General features: G+C 48.8%; 12 protein-coding genes. 4 read left to right on the top strand and 8 right to left on the bottom strand.

Annotated elements, in window-relative coordinates:
• Positions 1 to 31: 31 nt before the first annotated feature.
• From AC3CB2_RS15430 to AC3CB2_RS15440, 3 genes are all read left to right on the top strand, one after another.
• Positions 32 to 655, top strand: a complete 624-nt coding sequence (locus AC3CB2_RS15430; RefSeq protein ID WP_352934006.1) for a TorD/DmsD family molecular chaperone — start codon at positions 32 to 34, stop codon at positions 653 to 655.
• Between the two features lie 31 nt (positions 656 to 686).
• On the top strand, positions 687 to 3,158 hold the full coding sequence (gene torA, locus AC3CB2_RS15435) for a trimethylamine-N-oxide reductase TorA (protein WP_352934009.1): 2,472 nt from the start codon (positions 687 to 689) through the stop codon (positions 3,156 to 3,158).
• A gap of 897 nt (positions 3,159 to 4,055) precedes the next feature.
• Complete coding sequence (locus tag AC3CB2_RS15440; protein ID WP_054784630.1) at positions 4,056 to 5,036, top strand: crotonase/enoyl-CoA hydratase family protein; 981 nt, start codon at positions 4,056 to 4,058, stop codon at positions 5,034 to 5,036.
• Between the two features lie 9 nt (positions 5,037 to 5,045).
• Here AC3CB2_RS15440 and AC3CB2_RS15445 read toward each other — a convergent pair whose 3' ends face one another.
• From AC3CB2_RS15445 to AC3CB2_RS15470, 6 genes are all read right to left on the bottom strand, one after another.
• Positions 5,046 to 7,649, bottom strand: coding sequence for a hybrid sensor histidine kinase/response regulator (locus AC3CB2_RS15445; protein WP_352934012.1), 2,604 nt, complete (start codon positions 7,647 to 7,649; stop codon positions 5,046 to 5,048).
• Positions 7,646 to 9,832 carry a GGDEF/EAL domain-containing response regulator gene (locus AC3CB2_RS15450; RefSeq protein ID WP_008552818.1) on the bottom strand — a complete coding sequence of 729 codons (2,187 nt, stop codon included), beginning with the start codon at positions 9,830 to 9,832 and terminating at the stop codon, positions 7,646 to 7,648. Before AC3CB2_RS15450 ends, AC3CB2_RS15445 begins: the two co-directional genes overlap by 4 nt.
• 578 nt (positions 9,833 to 10,410) lie before the next feature.
• Complete coding sequence (locus AC3CB2_RS15455; protein WP_208608780.1) at positions 10,411 to 11,751, bottom strand: HlyD family type I secretion periplasmic adaptor subunit; 1,341 nt, start codon at positions 11,749 to 11,751, stop codon at positions 10,411 to 10,413.
• 28 nt (positions 11,752 to 11,779) lie between these two features.
• Entirely contained in the window at positions 11,780 to 13,618 is a 1,839-nt protein-coding gene (locus tag AC3CB2_RS15460) for a type I secretion system permease/ATPase (RefSeq protein ID WP_352934192.1), read from the bottom strand.
• A gap of 91 nt (positions 13,619 to 13,709) precedes the next feature.
• A complete protein-coding gene (locus AC3CB2_RS15465; protein WP_352934015.1) occupies positions 13,710 to 15,653 on the bottom strand; it encodes a hypothetical protein in 1,944 nt (647 codons plus the stop codon).
• A gap of 78 nt (positions 15,654 to 15,731) precedes the next feature.
• The gene (locus tag AC3CB2_RS15470) at positions 15,732 to 19,007 is read right to left on the bottom strand and encodes a beta strand repeat-containing protein (protein WP_352934017.1); all 3,276 of its coding nucleotides are present in this window, start codon (positions 19,005 to 19,007) and stop codon (positions 15,732 to 15,734) included.
• A gap of 1,056 nt (positions 19,008 to 20,063) precedes the next feature.
• Here AC3CB2_RS15470 and AC3CB2_RS15475 point away from each other — a divergent pair.
• Positions 20,064 to 20,666, top strand: a complete 603-nt coding sequence (locus AC3CB2_RS15475) for a hypothetical protein (RefSeq protein ID WP_352934019.1) — start codon at positions 20,064 to 20,066, stop codon at positions 20,664 to 20,666.
• A 7-nt stretch (positions 20,667 to 20,673) separates the two neighbouring features.
• Here AC3CB2_RS15475 and AC3CB2_RS15480 read toward each other — a convergent pair whose 3' ends face one another.
• Together AC3CB2_RS15480 and AC3CB2_RS15485 are read right to left on the bottom strand one after the other, a co-directional pair.
• Positions 20,674 to 21,438 (bottom strand): SDR family NAD(P)-dependent oxidoreductase, encoded by a 765-nt coding sequence (locus AC3CB2_RS15480; RefSeq protein WP_352934020.1) that lies wholly within the window; start codon positions 21,436 to 21,438, stop codon positions 20,674 to 20,676.
• 58 nt (positions 21,439 to 21,496) lie between these two features.
• A complete protein-coding gene (locus tag AC3CB2_RS15485) occupies positions 21,497 to 21,865 on the bottom strand; it encodes a hypothetical protein (protein WP_352934022.1) in 369 nt (122 codons plus the stop codon).
• Between the last annotated feature and the right edge of the window lie 32 nt (positions 21,866 to 21,897).

A 21,897-nucleotide genomic window follows, 5' to 3' on the forward strand; every position in this document is an offset into this window, starting at 1 on the left:
GCCACACCCGTCTCTGTCTAAGGAATATGCCATGTATGATCTAACGGACATCACCACAGAAAACCTCTCAAGAGCTGCAACATATCGCTTCCTTGCAGGTGTTTTCGGAACAGAAGTGGATGCCACCTTCCTGCAGTCAGCAACCTCCGGAGAACTCCGCCAGTTATTGGATGATCTTCAGTGCGAAGCTGATTTGAAAGATGCTGTTGATCTGTTGAAGTTCAATCTGGATCAACGCGGTCACGATGCCTCTGCAATCATGGATCTGCGCGTCATCTTCTCAAGCCTATTCCTCGGTGCTGGTGGTCGCAAATCCGCCCCGCCATACGCTTCTTACTACGCAACCGAGAAAACCTCTCTCAGTCATGCCTGTGTTGCAGAAATAGAAACAACCTATCGCAAGCACCAGCTGGCTCCCCATCAAAGCTTCTCCGAGCCTGCTGACCACATCGCAGCCATGCTGAGCTTCTGCTCCGAACTGGCGTTGCAACCAACACAGCAGGCTGAACTGAAAGCCTTCCTGCAAACGCACCTGAAAACTTTCTCGCAAGGTTTCAGCGAGGATTGCTCATCCTACGACAGCGATGGCTTCTATCTCGCTTGCGCCAACTTACTCCGCGCTCTGATTGAGCGCGACCTTAGCACCCTGCACTAAACACATAAAACTGGGAAATTGGAGGGACATCATGTCCACTCAAAATAACACGATCACCGAAAACACAAGCCCAACCAAAGGGATGACACGTAGACGTTTTCTGTCCACGCTGCTCAGCACTTCGGCTATTGCATTCATGGGCTCACCACTTCTGATGAAGGTTGCTCATGCTGCAGCGGCTGGAACCAAGGAAGTTCTCAACGGCGCGCACTGGGGGCTGTTCCGCGCTGTTGTTAAGGATGGTCGCTTTGTTGAAGCAAAACCTTTCGAACACGACATTCGCCCAACCTCAAACATCGCCAATACTCCTGAGCTGGTGTACTCCCCAAGCCGCATCAAGTACCCAATGGTTCGCCGTGGGTTCCTTGAAAACGGCCCTCAGGCCAACACGGAAGATCGCGGTAAAGGTGAATTTGTACGCGTAACCTGGGATCAGGCCTTCGAACTGGTTGCAAAAGAACTGAACCGCGTGCGTGACACCTTTGGTCCAGCCGCAATTTACGGTGGCTCTCCTGGTTGGAAGAGTGTTGGTCGCTTCCACAACTGCCGCGCGGGCCTCTATCGCCTTCTCAATATGAACGGTGGCTACACAAAAGGCGTGGGCGACTACTCTACTGGTGCAGCTCAAGTCATCATGACCCACATCATGGGCAACCCGGAAGTGTACGCTCAGATGTCCAGCTATGAGACCGTTCTGGAACACACAGACAACATCATCCTTTGGGGATGTAACCCGCAGGAAACCCTCAACATGGGTTGGGTCATTCCAGACCACAAAGGCTTCACCTATCTGGATCAGCTTCGTGATGCCGGCAAGAACGTCATCTCTATCGATCCATTGATGACTGAATCCGCTAAGCACCTGAACGCTAAGTGGTATGCACCGCGTCCGGGTTCTGACACAGCAACCATGATGGCAATCGCTCATGAGTTGATCAAAACAGAGAAAGTGGACGAGGACTTCCTCTCAGAGTTCACAGTTGGCTATGAAGAACTCAAAGCCTATGTGCTCGGCGAAACAGACGGCATTGAGAAAACACCTGAGTGGGCCTCTGAGCTCTCCGAGCTACCTGCAAGCGATATCCGCGACATCGCAGCTCAGATGGCGAACGGTACAACCATGATCATGGGCGGCTGGTCCATGCAGCGTGCTGACCACGGTGAGCAACCGCACTGGATGATGGTCACCCTCGCAGCAATGCTTGGCCAGATCGGCAAACCCGGTGGTGGCTTCGGCTACTCATGGCACTACGAATGTGCAGGCGTACCATCCGCAAACAACGCAATCGTACCGGGCTTGTCTGGTGGCAAAGCACCTGAAAACATGCCTCCTGCAATGCCAGTGGCACGCATTACCGATGCACTCCTCAACCCAGGCGAGACTATCGACCACAATGGCCGCAAGTACACCTATCCAGAGTTCAAGCTGATCTACTGGACCGGCGGCAACCCACTCAGCCACCAGCAAGACCGCAACCGCATGCTCAAAGCATGGCAGCGCCCTGAAACTATCATCGTTCAGGATATCTTCTGGACTGCATCAGCTAAGTTCGCTGATATCGTTCTGCCTGCAACCACTGCATTTGAACGCAACGACATGGAAATGGGTGGCGGCGCTTCCGGCAAGTACCTCTTCCCGATGCATCAGGTTGTTGAACCTCAGTTTGAATCCAAGAACGATCTCGACATTTATCAGGGTATCGCAGACAAGCTTGGCTTTGGTGACAAGTACCTCGAAGGCAAATCTGAAGAAGACTGGCTGCGCGAACTCTATGGCAAAGCACTGGCACAGGGCAAAGCCAAGAACCTTGATATGCCTGATTTTGACGAGTTCTGGTCCAACCCGACAAGTTATGTCGAGTTCCCAACCACCGAAGAGGCAATACAGTACACCCGCCACGGCGAGTTCCGCGAAGACCCTCTCCTTGAGCCATTGGGCACACCATCTGGCCTCATCGAGATCTATTCCAAGACTGTTGCAGACATGGGCTACGACGACTGTAAAGGCCACGCAACCTGGATTGAGCCAGCAGAATGGCTTGGTTCAGAAAAAGCTAAGCAGTACCCACTGCATATGCTTTCACCGCACCCAGTGGAACGCATCCATTCTCAAACCAACAATATCTCCACCCGCGATAACTACACCATCGCAGGTCGCGAGCCAGTTTGGATCTCAGAGGAAGATGCATCTTCACGCGGCATTAAAACCGGTGACGTGGTTCGTGTCTTCAACGAGCGCGGTGAGACACTCGCGGGCGCATACGTAACAGGCGATCTGCGTAAGGGTGTCATTCGTTTGCGCGAAGGTGGTTGGTACGATCCGGAAGAGCCAGGCAAGATCGGCTCTCGCTGTAAGTATGGTCACGCTAACGTTCTGACCATCGACAAAGGCGCCTCAAAACTGTCTCAGGCAACCATCGCAAACACCTGTCTTGTAGACATTGCTAAGCTGGAAGGAGACGCACCAACCGTAACAGCATTTGACGCTCCTCAAGGTGCATAATTAAAATCTAAGGCCGCTCTACTTACCCCCAGAGCGGCCTTTTTCTTGTCTGCGCGAAATCGATTCATCATACATTTTTGCTGGTTATCACCTCAAACTCAGCGCGTTTCAGCAGTTTTCCCCCACTTCACACCCCAATTTCAACGAAGGGCTTGGGAAAAGTCCACCTAGATATAATTGCCGATTTTTTAGGCAAAAAACCTTAGAGAAACAGTTTTAGTCTTACAAATCGCAATTCTTTAGAGTAGCCACGACATTACATGCATCAAACACATAAAATGCAATTAAACGACTGTAATAGAACAATATTTTCAAACTAACAGCAAAACTCTCACCACTTTAGCCAATCAACTCAAAGCCAGTTTCCCAGTTTAAACTCACGCATAGTTTAGAACAGATCTCTATGCCTCATGCAAAACTAAAACAGAAGGTAAGTTTTCTGAGCCTAGAGCAATGTGTAAACAGGTCACATTTTATGTTTTATATTTAGATTTAAGTAACGCTTTAATTTTACGGAAATCCATAACTATTTATGCTTGCATCTCATTAAGCAAATTCTACTTCCAACTGAATTGTTTACTACAAACTTCAGCTTATCATCGCATTACCTATTGGTAACCCCCGCTCCAGCTCTTAAGTAATCATATCTATAACTTCAGCTGATCTAACAGTTAATATTTATGGTTAACAATAAAGCTAAAATTTTAGCCACAATGCCGCTAGGTAACTACTTTACCTAAGCAGTGTGGAAACTTTTTTACTCGACATACATATTAGCATTAATATATTATTTACCATGTTTGATTGCACATAATACAGTCGGAAATAAAAAATAGACTGATCTGGGGTGTGCCATAACCACTGTAAACGCGTAGACCAAAATTTGTAGGGGCTGAGATGTCTGATCTAACGGGGCATAGATCCAACTTTCCTTCCTTTAGTGGAACCACGAAGCCATCCCTGAAGTCCAATGCGCATCCAGCAATGGATGTCTCAACTGTTTCAATTGCACAGCAGTTTGCATCGGTTCAGTTGAATTGGGTTGATCTAGAGTTTGACGAAACCAACAAAGCACTCTGGCTTTACATGAAGAGCGAGGGTCGTCCTTGCTTCACGCCAGAGTTATTGGGTGAACTGGCGCAGTCTCAGGCTGTGATGAAGCGCCTCTTCGAGACCTATCAGCCAGCAGATCCTTGTCCGATCAACTTTAAGGTCGTCGCTTCACGTATTCCGGGCGTTTACAATCTGGGTGGGGATCTCAATCTCTTCATTCAGCTCATCCGCGAAAAGAACCGTGAGAAGCTTCACAGATATGCAGTTGATTGCATCGACGTTGTTTACCGCAACGCTGTCTCTTCCAATCTGCCAATCATCACCATCGGCATGATCCAGGGTGATGCTTTGGGGGGTGGCTTTGAAACAGCCCTCTCCTGCGACGTTATCATCGCAGAAAAGCAGGCAAAGTTCGGCCTGCCGGAAGTCCTGTTCAACCTGTTCCCGGGTATGGGTGCCTATAGCTTCCTGTCTCGCATGGTGGATGGTCGCATTGCTGAGAAGATGCTTATGAGCGGTCGCTTGTACTCAGCAGAAGAACTTCACGAAATGGGCATTGTCCATGAAGTGGTTGAAGAAGGCCAAGCACCGTTCGCAGTTCAGCAGTACATCACCAAGAACTCACGCAAACACACCGCTCATTCTGCAATCTACCGCGCAGGTCGCACCGTGCAACCCGTGAGCTATGAAGAACTGATTGATGTAGTCGAGATCTGGGTAGATGCCGCTCTGTCTTTGTCCGATCAAGACCTGAAAAAGATGGAACGCCTGACAAAAGCTCAGGACCGTCTCGGCGCTCCATCTGTTCGCAAACAAGCTTTCTAGAGTTTAGCTCTAAGAAAAATCCAAAGTGCTCAAGCGGTTGACAGGGTTATGCCCTTCCTGCTTGAGCTGCTGCAGGTAGCGACTAAGATTGTCGTGGTCTCGCTTCACCTTGCCGGACAGTTTTCGCACCATGTCTTCACCCAGAGCATGCATCTGGTGTGGAGGCATGTTCTCCATGTCATCACTCAGTTTGGCAACTTCAGTCGCCCCAAGATTGACTGAAGCAGACCGCAGCGCATGTGCACTCGCACGGAATAGCTCAGTATCGCCAGCCTCATAAGCAGCTTTGATATCGCGATGCAGCTGCGTGGTGTCCTTCAGATAATCCTCGATCACCCCAATCACGAAGTCCAGACCACCAAGCGTTCTCAGCTGAGACAGGCTTCCATAGTCAATCCCTGAAGACACTTCAGAAGAGAAACGCGGATGCTCCGAGATGGAAGTCACCTGACTGTTGGCGATTTGCCTGCGCGTGATGTTCTCGTAAACACCGCTTTCAGCAATCACATCATCAATCAGTGTCAGGAGTTTCTGAGGTTCAATCGGCTTTGTTGCACAAGCGTCAGCACCAGCCTCCTGGGCGTTTCGGGCCGCAGCTCGGCTTGCGTCTGCGGTCAATGCAATGATTGGCAAGCGATCCTGCCCGAGCTCTGTAATACGGTGCAGCTTGATGGTCTCAATACCGTTCAGAACCGGCATGTTGATGTCCATGATCGCAAGATCGTAAGAGTTCTCTTCAAGCTCATCCAGCGCCAGCTCACCATTGCTGACGAGTGTGCAGGTGTGCCCGCCCTTCTGTAGGATTTTCTCAATCACACGCTGGTTGGTCTTGTTGTCTTCAGCAACAAGAATATCAAGGCCGATGTAGCGGCTGAAGTAAGCCTGAAGCTCTTCCTTCAGCTCCATGCCAGACTTAGCATCTTCAGCACCAGCTGCTCTCAAAGCCCAGGCGACGGACTGAGTAGTAACCGGGACCTTGATGGAAGACACAATGCTCGGCTGGAACACATCCTCACACTCTTTTTCCGAAGCAGAAGAGTACATCGGAATAAGATTGACGTTGTGATGTTGCCCGGTTGACTTCAACGCATAATGCAGGCTGTCAGAGGTCGCAGCCAAAACATCTTCACCAACAAAAAGGACAATCTTGCCACCATCAGTAGACGTCTGCTGCCGCAACGAACTAAATGCACTACCGACCGTCTCAAAGCACTCAGGCTCAATACCACACGCAACCAGAGACTCGGCGCATACATCACGCAGATCTTTACGCTTAGAGACAATCGCAACAGCACCATCAGCCACTTCAAGAAGTGCAGTCTCATCACCAACGGCACGACCGACTTCAAGCTCAATGGTGAACGTACTTCCCTGCCCAGGCTGGCTGGTTACCTTAACTTCACCACCCATCGCTCGCACGACTTCACGCACAATGGAAAGACCGAGACCAGTACCACCAAAGCGATCAACGATGCTTTCATCGGCCTGAGTAAAGCGCTCAAAAATACGGCCTTGAGCATCCTCAGAGATACCAATGCCGGTATCTTTCACTTCCAGCAGCAAACTGACTTTACCGCCATCCATTTCCTTGCAGGTTGCACTAATGGAAACGGAGCCCTCTTCGGTAAACTTGACCGCATTACCGGCGATATTCAGCAGCACTTCGCGGATATGACGAGCATCACCCACTAGGAACGGAGGCAATTTACTGTCCACGTAGCGCGAAATAATCAGGCCTTTACCGCGGGCTTGCCCTTGAACAATCTGAGTCACTTCACGCAGGATCGAGTTCATGTCAAAGACAGTCCGATTGACGATCATGCGTCCGCTTTCGATCCGGCTGAAGTCAAGAATGCCGTTGATCATGGAAAGCAATGAACTGCCAGAGTACTGGATGGTCTTAGCCATATCTCGCTGCTCAGGATCCAACTTGGTATCCTGAATTAGATCACCCATACCGATGATCGCATTAAGCGGTGTACGCAGTTCATGGCTCACAGCAGTAAGGAACTGAGTTTTTGCCTTATTGGCAGCTTCAGCCGCTTGCTGCGCAGCGGTCATCGAGCGAATGAGCTTACTGGCGTATAGCGGCACAACGACCAGACAACCCAGCAAGCCAAGTCCAAGGATAAACTCACCTTGCCAGTATGGCGTCGTCAACACCACAGCAAAGCCACTCACAGAGGCAATCGTCGCTAAGGCCAGATAATCCAGTCCGAACCGGAATCCATTGCCGAAAATCACCCAAAGATAAATTGGGAACAGAATGGAGAGATATTCACCACCTACATAAAGGCCTGCAGAAACGGCTCCCACATCCAGGAAAATTGCCAGAACCCGCCGCAATGAGCTGATCTGCTTCGAGTAAAGCAAATGCGCGAGCAGTGCCACAGAGCCCAACGCAAAGGTTGTCATGATAACGTTGGTCTGGAAGTTTTCGGCACTGCCAAAGGTGATGTTCGATGCCAGATACGGGGTTATCAGAAGCGTGAACATAAACCGGTTCAGAGACATCTCACCTTCACCACCACCCAGCTGAGTGATGCGGGAGTACAACTCTTTCAGTTTGCCCAATGGAAGCATTTGCAGCTTTACTTTTCTGTTATCGTTCATAGCTCAAACTCCGCCCCTGCCAGAGCGCGTTGCTGGCTATGCCCTTGCAAGTTCGAGGATTGCTCCTCCAACAGACGAGCAAAATCTTCAGCAGGCACAGGCTTACCAAACAGGTAGCCCTGCGCCATCTCACAACCGGCATCCTTCAGGTATTCCGCCTGTTCGCGCGTCTCAACACCTTCAGCAATGATGGAGAGATCAAGGCTCTTACCGAGGCCAACAATCGCTTTGATGATGACGGTGTTGTTCGGATCCGTCATCATATCGCGCGTGAAGCAACGGTCGATTTTCAGACAGTCAACCGAATACCTACTCAGATAAGCCAGTGAAGAATAACCAGTTCCAAAGTCATCGATGGAGATTGCAATCCCCATCTCACGGATCTCACGTAAATCACGCACTGTGGCGTCTGAGCCATGCAAAACGATGTTTTCTGTGATTTCAATTTCAAGCTTGTCAGCTGGCAAGCTGCAAGAAACCAGCGCATCCTTTAAAAGCTGCGGCACATTCTGCTTGCGGAACTGCGTTGGCGAGATGTTGACAGCAATGCGCGGCGTTTCAAGCCCCATATCCATCCACTTTTTCGCCTGCTGACACGCAGCGAAAATCACCCACTCTCCGATCGGCAAGATGAGACCAACTTCCTCAGCCGTACCAAGGAAAACATTCGGCGCTACTACACCATAGTCAGGACGGTTCCAGCGCAGCAGAGCTTCGGCCCCAACAATCTCGTTGGTCCGCAAATCAATCTGCGGTTGATAGAACAGCTCCAACTGATCATGCTCAATCGCGTTCCGCAGTTCAGCTTCCAGCGCAACAGTCTCTTTGACGTGATGGTCCATCTTTGTTGAGAACAGATGGAACGTGTTCCCGCCATCAGCCTTGGATTGATACATGGCCATATCCGCACAGCGCAGCAGTTCTTCACTGTTCAGGCCGTCTTCCGGATATTTCGTGATCCCAACACTGGCGCTGGTTTGAAGCTCTTTACCGCTGATGTGGAACGGTTCTTCCACCACACTCACCAGATGCTGAGCAAAACGCATGGCTTCCTCAGAGCTCTTCAAATCAGTCTGAAGAATAGCAAACTCATCACCACCCAGTCGTGCAACCAAGTCCGAACCATCTACACAGCGCAACAAACGCTCTGCAAGCACCTCCAGCAAGCGATCACCCGTCCGGTGGCCTAAGGCATCATTGATAGATTTGAAGCGGTCCAGATCGATGAAATGCAGCGCAAAGCTACGTCCGCTGTTGCGGCACTGGAAAATCTCTTCATCAATCCGTTCACCAAGCATGGTCCTGTTTGGCAAACCGGTCAGCGCGTCATGGTGCGCAATATGCAGCAAATGAGCTTCAGCACGTTTGCGATCCGAAATGTTGGTCGCAGTCGTCACCACATGCGTTGTGTTCCCTTCCGCATCGAGCAAAGGACTCTTTGTAACGATGAAGTGAAAGATATCACCCGCATGGTTACGTTGTTCGATCTCATAGGGTGGCAGCGCTCTGCCTGTAATAAACACCTTGCGATCCAGCCGGCGATTCCGCTCGCGGGTAAACTTATCAAATTTCCCATAGGTGTCCTCACCAACAAGCTCAGCAGTTGTTGAGTTCAGGAACCGAGCCCATGCTGCATTGGAAAAAGCGCAAAGGCCATCTCGCGTACTGGTGGTGATCATTGCAGGAACGCTATCGATAACCTGCGCCAACTGCTCACGAGAATCTCGCAGCGCTTCTTTGCTCTGCTGTTCTACGTTGACCAGCTCTTGCTCAAGAAAACGCGCATGTCGCTTAACTGCATTCTGCTCTTCCCGCAGAGCAAGCAGATTTCGCGCTCGGCTCACAAACTCATTGTGGTCAACCGGGCTCTGCAAGAAATCAGTTGCGCCTGCCTCCAAAGCACGGATGCGGAACGAGCGGTCTGTAAAGACCGTAATGACGACTATCGGCACATCACTGCAATGCTCCAGCGCGCGCACCTTCTGCGTCAGGTCAGCCCCATCCATCTCTGGCATGCTGTAATCGGTAATGATCAAGTCGGGGACGTTGCTCTCCATATATTCGAGAGCATCAATCGGCGAGGCAAAACACTGTACTTTGACAGATGCATCTACAGCGAGTGCAAGCTTCTCAAAGATACTTCTATTAATTGCTCTGTCATCGACAATAACGATTGTTGTCATGCAGCTACCACCACGAGCCTAACTGCCGAAGGTATCAAACACCCGCAGCAGTTGAACAAATTCACCCCATGGTTATCTTCGCTTAAGGAGACAGTGTTAAGAAATGCCAAATAGTTATCATTAAATGCCTAGTATCAAACTCATGGTTCTATTTACCTATAGGCATACACGGTTCGTCCACCGTCAGTGCACAGACCCTTTAATTTCCTTCATCAACGGAATAAAGCTAACGTAAGCGGTAGTTTGCGATGTTTTGCACCGCAAAACAGTTGGGTCTTCAATTAGTTACTGAAACATTGAAAACACAATAAAAAATTTTCTTCAAATTACACTAAACAGTTGTGAATATAGATCCACACACACTCGCCTAAAGCTTGTACCTCAGCACAACCGAGCAAATAAGATTCCAGTAACAAGACTGAGTCTGACTAAAAAAGTCACTCAAACTCTTTTATTTTCCTTTGAATCATTCTTAAAAGAGACTTTCGAACACTAAACTTTCTGCCAAGAAGTATAACCTGGCAGAAAGCGCCAATCATTAAATGGACTTAACGAACTCGCCTGTACCACTTCAGGTTTTATGGCTCCCTGAAGGCTCTGGCCATACTGTCTCGCACAGGCTCCATGAGATAATCAAAGAAGGTTCGGTCTCTCGTCGTGATGTACACTTCAGCAGGCATACCAGGAGTTGCCTTGAAGTTCAGATGCCCAGGGATCTTCTCACGATCCAACTGCACCCGCGCTTTGTAAACATCTCCTGCGCTACTCATGGGATCTTCATTTCGTAAAGCATCTGCAGAAACATAAATGACTTTAGCGTCCAGCATAGGCGTAATGCGCTGGTTCAAGGCTGTCAGCCGCACCATAGCCTTCTGCCCCTCCTTCACATTGTCAATTTCCGTGGTCTGGATGGAAGCTTCGATGATCAACTCATCTTGCAGAGGCAGGATCTCCATCAGGTCCTTACCACTCTCAACAACACCTCCAGCAGTGTGATAACGCATTCGAACGACAATGCCCCGTACAGGAGCAACAATCTCAACACGCTGCAAGACATCTTGTGCCGCCCGTATCTGCTCACTCACATCATCAAGATCCGCATTGACCACCTGCAATTCACCCACTGCCGTTTGGGATGCTTCGTTTTCTACTTTGACAATCTGAGCCCGCGCTCGCGCAATCCGCTCAGTCGCATCTCCGATCTCAGCGAGGATACGTCCTTCCTCACCTTTCAGGTTTGCAAGCGAACGCTCGATGCGCAGCACATCTGACTTTCGGATCAGTCCCTTACCCAAAATCTTCTTCTTGGCATCCAGCTCTTCTTGGAACAACTCCATCTGCTGCTTCACAGCAACCAATTGAGACTGACCACCCTGTATGCGCTCCTTCAAGGCATCGATACCCTGTGCCAGAATATCAATCTCACTCTGCAGTTTTCTCGTTCGGGCTTTGAACGTCAGCGACTGGTTCAGAATGATGCTTTTGATTTTCGGATCGTGTGCCGTGCTTGTCAGCATCTCAGGAAGAACCAGCGTCTTATGCCCTTTGGCTTCTTGTGTTAGCCGCGCTTGAATAGCTTGCAAACGTGCTTGCCGGATCACCAACCGTTCCAGATTTGCTTCTGCAGCTGTTTCATCCAGTTTCACCAGAACATCACCGGCAGAAACCACATCCCCTTCTTTTACGAGGATCTCTTTGATGATCCCACCTTCAAAGTGCTGGACAATCTTGTTCTGGCCTGTGGCAACAAAGGAACCGGAAGCAACCACAGCACCTGCCATGGGAGCACTGGAGGCCCAATAACCAAATCCGGCAAAAGTAAGCGCAATAATGATTAAACTAGCCAATATGGGTGAGCGAGTTGTGCGGGGCACATCCTCATACCAGCTCCCATCAAGTATAAGTGCTCTAGTAGACATTAAAATCACCAAATCTCAAAAGATTAAACTATTCAGCTGGTTGCGCTGCCGGCAGGTTATGCCCCGGAACGTTTTGATGCTGTGAAATGCCCGGCCGTTTTCCTGTAATCAGAGGCATCACTTCATCACGGCTTCCAAACGCCGCCACAGTCCCGTCTTTGAGCATCATGATCTTATCAACACAGCGCAGCAGCGCAGGCCTCTGTGTGATCGCAATGACAGTCATCCCATCCTGCTTGGCACGCCCAAGAGCTTCTGCCAAAGCATGTTCCCCGATGGTGTCCAGATTGGAGTTTGGCTCATCCAACACCAACAGACGAGGGTTGTTATAGAACGCCCGAGCCAACCCAATCCGCTGCCTCTGCCCGCCAGAGAGTGGTGCTCCATCCATGGCAACCTGCGTTTCATAGCCCTGAGAAAATTGAGAGACCATCTCATGAATGTCCGCCATTTGAGCTGCCTTGAAGACATCCTCATCTTTGGCTTCTCTGTTCATTCGGGCAATATTCTCTTTGATCGTCCCCGGAAAGAGCTGAACATCCTGCGGCAAGTAACCGATATTCTCACCGAGCTGCCGACTATCCCAGTTCCTCAAGTCCATCATATCAAGACGCACATTGCCGGCTGTTGGGATGAGAGATCCAACCAACATTTTTCCAAGCGTACTCTTCCCGGAACCAGACGCGCCAACAACAGCCAGAGAATCTCCTGGAGAAAGCTGGAACGAAATACCATTTAAGATCACACGCTTGTTTGGAGGCGGTACGAATAGCAGCCGCTCAACACTCAGTCGGCCAGCAGGATTTGGCAACCGAAGCCGATGCACATTAAGCGGAGAGGTATGCAGCAATTTCTGGATACGCCCATAAGCGTTCTTCGCACCGACATAGCTCTTCCAGCCATCAATAATGCCTTCAACAGGAGCTAGAGCACGACCACCAATAATGGACGCAGCAATGATCATACCGCCAGTAATTTCGTTAGAAAGCGCAAGCCAGGCCCCCCATCCAAGCATCGTGATCTGAGTAGACAAGCGAATGAACTTGGATACAGCTGAAATCAGAACATTTCGATCCTGCCCCAGTATCTGAGCCTTCAACGATTCAGCAGTTTCCTTACCCCAGATAATCACACCTTCAGGGATCATTCCCATTGCGTTCATAACCTGAGCATTCCGTGCCATCGCTTCCGCCTGCAGGTTTGCACGGGAAGAAAATGCATTGGCCTTTCCAAATGGAACAGCGGTTAGTCGCTGGTTGATCCGCGCAAGAACGAGCAGCAGCAAAATGGTCGTTGTCACGATCATTCCAAGTTGCGGGTGCACCATGTAAACGACAAGCAGATAAATCGGAGCCACAGGTGCATCCATCATGGTCAGAAGCACGGACCCCGTCAAAAAGCTCCGCAACTGCTGCAAGTCAGAAAGAGCCTGAAACTCCTGACTGCTTCCATTATGCGATGCCCTTGCTGCTGCACTGAGCACAGGCCCACCGAGCCGCGTCTCAACATCCACAGCAACCCGCATAAGCATAAAGCGGCGAAACATATCCAGCAGCACATGAGCCAGCACAAGGCCGATGACGATAGCAGTAAGCATAACAAGTGTATCGACACTTCGGCTGGTCAACACACGGTCAGAAATCTGGAACAGATAAATAGGAACAGAAAGGATCAGAAGGCTGGCACAGAAGGAGAAGAACCCGACATACAACAGGTTTATCTTCGCCCGTGCCAGACCATTTTGCATCAACTTTCGAAAATCAATATCCTCATAAGGGCCGCCATTTTTTCTGGAGGCAAAATTGCCTTTTTGGCCAGCGAGCTTTTCTCCATGTGCAGGTTGCTGCGAAATGCCATCCACCTGCAATGTTTTGCTCGCCTGCCCTCCACGCTGTCGGCTATTATTCTTTGTCTCTCGAGCTTTAAACATACATTCTCTCTATAAAAATCTATTAAAATCAAACAATTATATCTGAGACCATATCACTCTCGCCCGCATAAGGAACAAATGCGGGAGATGATCCGGCTTCACTTCCAGTGTCATTGCCAGTAAACGCAACAACCTCCGAAACCAGATCAGTATTTCCATTCAATGCTGTTTCGAGATCTTCCTCTTCAGAGACTACGATATTGACTTTTATGACAATGTCTTCCTCTGAGTATTCGCCATCCAAATATTGAAAACCCGACTGACTGTCGTAATCAATGATGGTTGCTTTGTTGCTTGTCTTGTTGCTAGACGAATCCAGATACCCATCCTCATCAGCCTCAACAACCTCACCGTTGATCGTCTGCATCAGTACTCCGCTGTCTTCAGATTCCTTATGGATCTTCACGTAATCAGCGTCTGAAAGAACATTGATCTGTTCAATCGCATTGATCTGATAGTAATCACCCGTGATATAAAGGACTTTCAGATCAGTACTGGGCAGGATTGGCAAACCGCCTGTCGCCGAAGAAGCGGTGTACTCATACTCTCCAGCCCGGCCATCCATCGCATCAACCAAACCATGAACTTCAGAAGTCATGGGTTTCATCAGCGACCCACCACCAATGTTCTTAATGGTGCCTTCGTTGGTCAGAACATTGTGCCGCCCCGTACCGTTAATCGAAGTACCCGCGGTATCAACGTAGTCAGTATCAAGAAGAATGTTTTTCTGGCTGATGTAGTTGACGTCATAATAGTTCCCGAGCACGACAATGACGTCATAATTTTGAATGCTATCAATCAACTGCGCCGCATTCACCTGGGTGTTGTCACCAGTTTGAACATAGTAGCCGTTGTTGTTCAGCTGATAGGACACGCAATCATCATCTGACAGATAGTTTTTCTGACTAACAATGTTCAGATCGTAAAAGTTGCCACTCACCACATCGACGGTGAAGGAGTAGTCTGGATTGTCGTAGGACACGTGAGAGGAGATCAGATACTCCCCTTCTGAGGTCACATTGGCATCGTTGTAGACAACCGTGTCCGAGAGACCTTGCCCATTGACGACATCGGTGGGCTGCTCAGTTGGCCCATAATAGAGGTTGCTCTGAATGATCGAGTTTGTAGCGTAGTAATCTCCCATTACAACAGTCGAACACTTCAGCTCACTCAGATCCACGATTGAAGCCACGTTCACGGCCTCATTATCGCCAGTCGTCACATAGCTGCTATCATTTTCGTCATCATCAGAGCTCTCATCACTAACTTGCTCTTCTTCAGGCAGTTCACCGATGTTGTCACCGCTGGTGAATGATGGGTTCGGAGCATCATTTTCAGCACGTTGAACCAGTGCTTCACCGATAGCATCAGCTGCACTTTGAGCATCCTCCTCCTCAAAAATCTGATCGAGAGTATCGAGCTCTATTTCATTGGCAGCATCCAGAAGCTGTTCTAACACCTCATCGGCATTGCTCTCTGGAATATCATCACCAAACTCGCTCTTGGACAGCAACAGATCATCATCTGTGAGGGCATTCTCTTGAGCGAGGTTGATTTCGATGTCAGGAGCATAAATATCGCGATAGGTGAAGGTGATTGTATAGGTGTAGTCGAAAGACTGACCGACATCACCATTTTGCGGCAGATCTGTTTCACCATTATCTTCAAAAAACACACCTTCAGAAGGCAGCGTAAAGTCCGAAGCATTTACAAGCGTCTCAACCGAATATGGGAGACGAGCCTGAGAGGCTGCGCCAATCTCTGGTAGCAGTGAAGGAAGATTATAGAATTTCTCATAGGGAAGCTCAGCGGTATCTCCGCGAGAGTAAACAACTTCCACCGGGGTAATAACAATAGCGTCTTGAGCAAACCAGGCTTCGTCAAAGCTCTGTTCGGCTGTAGCGATACTATCAAAGATCTTCATATAGCCGACAAAGTGCCAGCTTAATTCATTTATAGCCTGCGACAGCATAAAATATCCTAACAATTTCATATGGATATATAAAATGACCTGCGCGGATTGCTCCGCGCAGGCCTTGTTTAGGTCTGTTTATGCAAGGTCGTCTTCGCCAACAACGTTCACGGTTGAGGAACCGCCAACAACATTGACATCAACAGCATTGGCCTGAACGTTCGCACCCATGACGATTGTCTGGTTGAAGGCATTTGCCACACCCAGAGCATCAGCAGTCGCAGCCGTAGAAGCCGTCACGCTGTAATCATCACCTGTACCGAAGTCGAAGACTGTCTCAGCATCAAAGATACCGTCAGCAGACAATGCTCCACCAGCTTCAGCACTTACTTCTTGATGTAGAGAACCATTATTGGTAACCGTGGCGTTAGTGATCTCATCCTGATCAAAAAGGGCGTTAGCTTGTACGGCAGAAAACGTCGTATCAGTGCCGTCAAAGTCATCTTGACTGGAACTTGTCGGACTACCGTCGGGTGTAACAGTCATATTGGGCAAACTGTCATCTTCACCAGTAAACAACACAGCATCGTTATGGCCGGTAACCTCAGTTTCAGTTGAGTTTACCTGCTTATTTCCACCTGATGACAATGTCTGATTAAAAGCAGAAGCCTTCGCAGTGGAATCAGCAGACGCAACAGCCTGAGCAGTTATGCTGTAATCATCACCAACCCAGCCACCATCAGCATCAACTTTGAAGGAACTGGAACCATCATCTGAGATACCGGAACCTGCATTGGCATCCCAAACACTGTTACTATCACTAGCTGTAACTGTCTGATCAACGGTACCATCATTAGTTACAGTATTGTCACGGATATCATCGCCATCATATGCAATGTTGATCTGGCCTGCAAACAATGCCGTGTCAGCGTTCCCGGACACACCACCTGAACGCAGAGAACCAGCCTGAGATCCAATCATATCATCCCCAGTGGAAACGACTGTTTTATTATCTCCAACAATGCTGGTCTCTGCTGTGTTAACCTGTACGTTACCACCCGTGACAATCGTCTGATTGAATGCAGAAGCTTCTGCGATTGCATCTGCCGATGCACTGGTTTGACCAGTCAGGCTGGAGTTGTCTTCAACCGCAGCAGCACCCGTCAGATCACTCTCAACGCTTCCATCATCTGGATCACCACCCAAAATGCCATCGCCACTCGTAGCTTGTCCACCTTGAGCAGTCACATCCTGAGTTACCAAATCATTGTTCGTTACAGAGGAGTTATTTGCATGATCATGATCATTGAGGAAGTTATGCTGGCCAGCTGTAAGATCACTGGAGAGCCCTTGACTTCCCTGATCACCCATCAGTCCAGTGATACCAAAACCATTATCCTCACCAGTAGCAACAATCTGACTATTCCCCCCAACAGATTCTTCTGTAAGTGAGTTAACCTGAGAGTTCCCACCTGTTTGAATCCGCTGGTTCATCGTGGAGGCTGATGCCATTGCATCAGCGGATGCGCTCGCAGATCCCACGATATTTGAGTCGTCACCAACCCATACTGCGCCTAGACCACTGTCATCGCCCGATGTCGCAATTCCATTACCAGCAGTTGCAGTACCGCCAGTGGATGAAACATTTTGATGAACATGACTACCACCGATATTTTCAACTACAGCACCGATAACATGATCACTATCAGACAGATCATTTATCTGAACGTTTTCGGAAGTCGTATCGGTATTGACGGTTGCATCACCCAAATTTTTGGCATTCATACTGGCATTTTCACCGCCAGAAACAGCTGCCACTGAGTTACCGCCGATAACACTGTAGTCAAGTGAGTTACCCTGAGAGTTGCCACCGGACTTGATAGACTGTTCAAAGCTAATTGCAGCCGCGGTTGCATCAGCAGATGCAGCGGAAGATCCTGCAATATCACTGTCGCCACCGACACTACCAGCAGAACCGACGTGAGTGTTATGAGCGAAGATGCCATCACCTGTTGATGCAGAACCGCCATCCGCATCAGCAGTTTGCGAAACATGCCCATCATTTGTCACGAGAGCATCGCCAACGCGATCACCATCATGCATATGGTTTGTTTGCAACGCCTCTAAGTTCGTATCAGTTAAAGATGAAGCAGACAGTCCGCTTTGATGAAGATTCAGTGATGCGCCATCCTCACCAGCTGTTGCAGCAGCACGAGTGGAACCAACCACATCCATTGATGCAGAGTTGCCTTGGCTGTTGCCGCCAGATGCAATGTCCTGCTTAAAGCCCAGAGTTACCGCACTGGCATCTGCAGACGCAGCGGCCGCGCCAGAGATAGATGAATCATCAGAAACGTATGAACTGGAGCCAATTGAGCTTTGCCCGTTACCATTATTCTCAGCATAAATACCGGAACCAGTTTGAGCAGTACCACCATCGGAGAAGACTGACTGATTAAGGCTTCCATCATTGGTCACGTCAGGAGACGAAATTTCTTCTCTTCCAGTCCAAGAGAATAGTCCGCCATCTGTTAGATCATTTGACTGATCAATGTTGAGTTCAGTATTTGTGTCAGTGATGCCGTTCAGGGCACCGCCAGAAATGCCAGCAGGACCACTTTCACCAGCACCACCAATGTTTACATCTCCTCCAGTTATCTGGAGGTCAGTTGAGTTGCCCTGCTGATTTGCCCCGGTTTGGATTGTTTGGTTAAATGAGCGGGCTAACCCTAGGCTATCAGCTTGTGCGATCGTTGAACCACTGACATCCTCATCATCACCAACGCCTACAGAAGCGCCTAAAGCAACATCAGCTGAGGTCCCCTGAGGGCGAACAGCACTCACACCATTACCAGAGGTTGCCTCGCCACCATTAGCATCAACGTCCTGCAGTAGGCTTCCTTCATTCAATACATAAGGGGACTGAACAGAATCCCAATCACCAGCAGTATTTTCTTGCCAAATAGGTAGGTCTGTGTCGGTATCACCACCTGTTGACGGAACTCCATTCGCCTTCAGGCCACCAGAGCTGTCTTCGCCTGCGCTCGCAGCTGTGTAGTTACCACCAGTCACCGCACCGTCAATACTGTTTGACTGAACATTTGCACCAGTTGCAAGACCTTGGTCAAACGCTAGCGCATATCCTTTGCCGGAGGAGGACGCGAGGGAATCTGCATCAATTGTTAGATCATCACCAACCCATAGCGCATCATTGATGTCCTCAATACCATCACCAGCTTGTGCATGAATGAATGAAAAGTCAGAGGAGTTTGCATCAACATGCTGATGCACTGGTTGAGATTTATTCGTAACCGAAATATCTCCGGCTAATGTATCCTGATCACCAATATTGTTGTTCTGGTCAAAATCAGTGACGGTGTCGGTTTTAGGACTGTTAGGATTATAACTAGACATATCGTCTCCAAATATTCGGAGAACTGCCCTGCAAAAAGCCGATCATTTACGTCAGCTGGTTGCTACAGGTTCTCCTGAGGATTGAAAAAATGTTTCATTCCATGATTTGAAGGCTGTCTTTTCAGTTCAGCGTTTCGATCTGGGACCAAAGAGAGCATATGGCTCGCATACCCGGATAGCTCCGAATTTTAGGCACAAGGGTCCAGCCCGCACAAACAAGGTATCTGCACGATAAACATGATTTCGGCTTCAGAAAGCGAAGGAACCGATAAAATGCTTTGGTTCTGGGTTTCCGCTCTAAATACTAACTAAATGCTCTTGCTAAAACGAATTGACTCCATTCCTTCAAACAAAGCTCCAGCAAAGACAAGAAAGAAAATTCCTCACGGAAGCGGCGGAAGCTATAACACGGCCTAAAAAACAGACAAACCAAGAGTAATACTGGGTCAAAACAAACAATACGTTCAATTGAACTAGATAGAAATTACTATGATTATCTAGGATATTAATAGCTAGTTAACGTTAGTATTTGCAAATTAATGTTTTAAATATCACCGAAAACTAATTGGGCACCCCTCACAGGGGTATGTTTATTGGTCTCAATAATGCCGGTCTCATCTAAATCGCCTAGCAAGCTGATCGGGAAACAGGTTTTCAAGAACTCATGCAATATGCAGTAAAATTACAGCACACCCCAAACACTGTTTCAGTGCAAAAGTTATGGATCCATAACCATACTTCGCCGACTAATAAAAGAACGCAATACTCCAATTTAAGGACACAATACGGCACTATTTTTCTATTTCTGATCGCATAAATTTCTTCACAGGTAATTCAAGATTATTTGGCTTCACTGAGATTTATAACCCTCAAGATTCCAGCGCTTCTCCTTTTGATGCTTCATATACTTCACGAAAGCATGCATCACACCCATCCTAGGAGTCGCCAGCAAAAATCAATCTGACAGCCCCTGTCAATGAACCTACAGCTTTGCTACCCTTACGTCAGAATATAGAGACCATGCACATCAACGTATCTTCTTAGACGGTAAGCTCCATGGATGATGATCAGATCCCTCATTCGCCTGACTTTGACGAACTGGATCGCTTGGCCCCCAACAAAGCAGGCAGGCGCAACCTGCTGTTCGCCTTGATTGGCAACATCAACTACAGTTGGTCAAACAATGAGAGCACGTTCATCTACATCCTCCAGCACCTGATGGAAACAGATGAACTCACCGCGACGCTGGTCTTTGGCACACTCAATACAACAAGGGCCCGCGTTGACTTGATTGAGCGTCTGGCCGATGCAAAGCTCAAAGATGATACCCTTAAAAAGAAACTTCGTCGTATCCTGCGCATCTTCAACGAAAGCACGCGGCTGAGAAATGAGTTCAGTCACGCAACCTTCCGGCAAAACCAGCAGGGTGAAATAACGCACACCCATTCAATGCGCATTCAGCGTAAAAACGGGCAAATCCAGCTCGGAGAAATCAAAGCACTGGATGACGCCCGTATCGCCCAAATGGGGAAAGCTATCGAAAAACTGGTCAAGCTGAACCGCGAGATCTGGGCATTCATACCTGAGTTGCAACACGCTATGTCGCATGCAGCAGAGAATCCTCAAACTCAAAACTCACTGCAACTTCAGCCATCCTAAAGGCAGGTCAGCTTCGCCCTCGTTTGCCAGCAGATAAACCAATTAATCTAAAGTAAGCCCAGTAAGGCATAAATCGGAGCAGTTTCAGCGCAGCCACCAACGGGAATGGAAAGGCGATCTCAAACTTCTTTCGATCAAGATCTTTCTTGATCCGCCGCGCCGCACCTTCAGCCCCAATGATAAACGGCATCGGCAACCTGCTGTTCTCCGTCATTGCGGTTTTGACAAAACCCGGATTGATCACCGATAGAGAAAGATTTGCCCGATCAAAACTCGGCTTCAAAGCCTCACAGAGATTGATCAAGGCGGCCTTTGTCGGGCCGTAACTCGCCGCATAAGGCAGACCGCCGTATCCACTCAATGATGAGATGATTGCAATCTGGCCTGAGCCGCGCTCTTTCAAAAGTGGAAATAGATTATGGATGGTACGAACCGCGCCAAAGTAGTTGGTATCCATTGCGTTGACACATACATCATCTGTCAAAGTGGATAGTCCGCCTACATGGAACACACCAGAGCAGTACACAGTGAGGTCCGGCAGCAAGTCTTCGGCTTCAAGTCTTTGAACAGCATGTTCAATCTGCTCTTTATCGGTTACATCAACTGGCAAAGCTTTCACTGAGCTGTGAGCCTTCATCAGTTTTTCAAGGCGCTCAACACGCCGGCCACTCGCCACAACTTTCCAACCATCTGCAACATAGAGCTTACATAGCTCCTCACCAATTCCAGAAGTTGCTCCAATAACCCAGATAATCTTAGTATGTGATGACATGCGTGCTCCCCCCCCAAAAGCAAAACTTCTAAGAGAGAGCAAAGCATAGATCACTTTGTTACGGCAATAACTTCTGTGTGCTGATGGCACACCAGCTGTCAGAGTCCTCTAACTGAGCTTCACAGAGAGGAAGGCTTTTAACTTGAGAAACCAAGAGTTTTCCATCTTGAAGTGCATTCAGATACACAAACCTCTCAGCTTTCTCACCTTCGTCTTCAGCCCCTGGATGCTCGAACTCTGAGATATTCGCATTACTTTCATGACATCCAGCATAGTGGATCTTGAAACGTGGCTCACTGAGAATTTCTTTAAGAGCAACAATGCCTTCCTGACATTCTTCGTGGCTGTCTTTCTCAACATAGGAGGCACCAACCTCCCCATCAGCTCCCACTGAACTCAGCAGAAACATGAGAAGCACGGTTTTCATTTTGTTGTTTCCTTATTTAAAAGCCCTGCCGC

It is taken from the genome of Pseudovibrio sp. SCP20 (genome assembly GCF_057774105.1).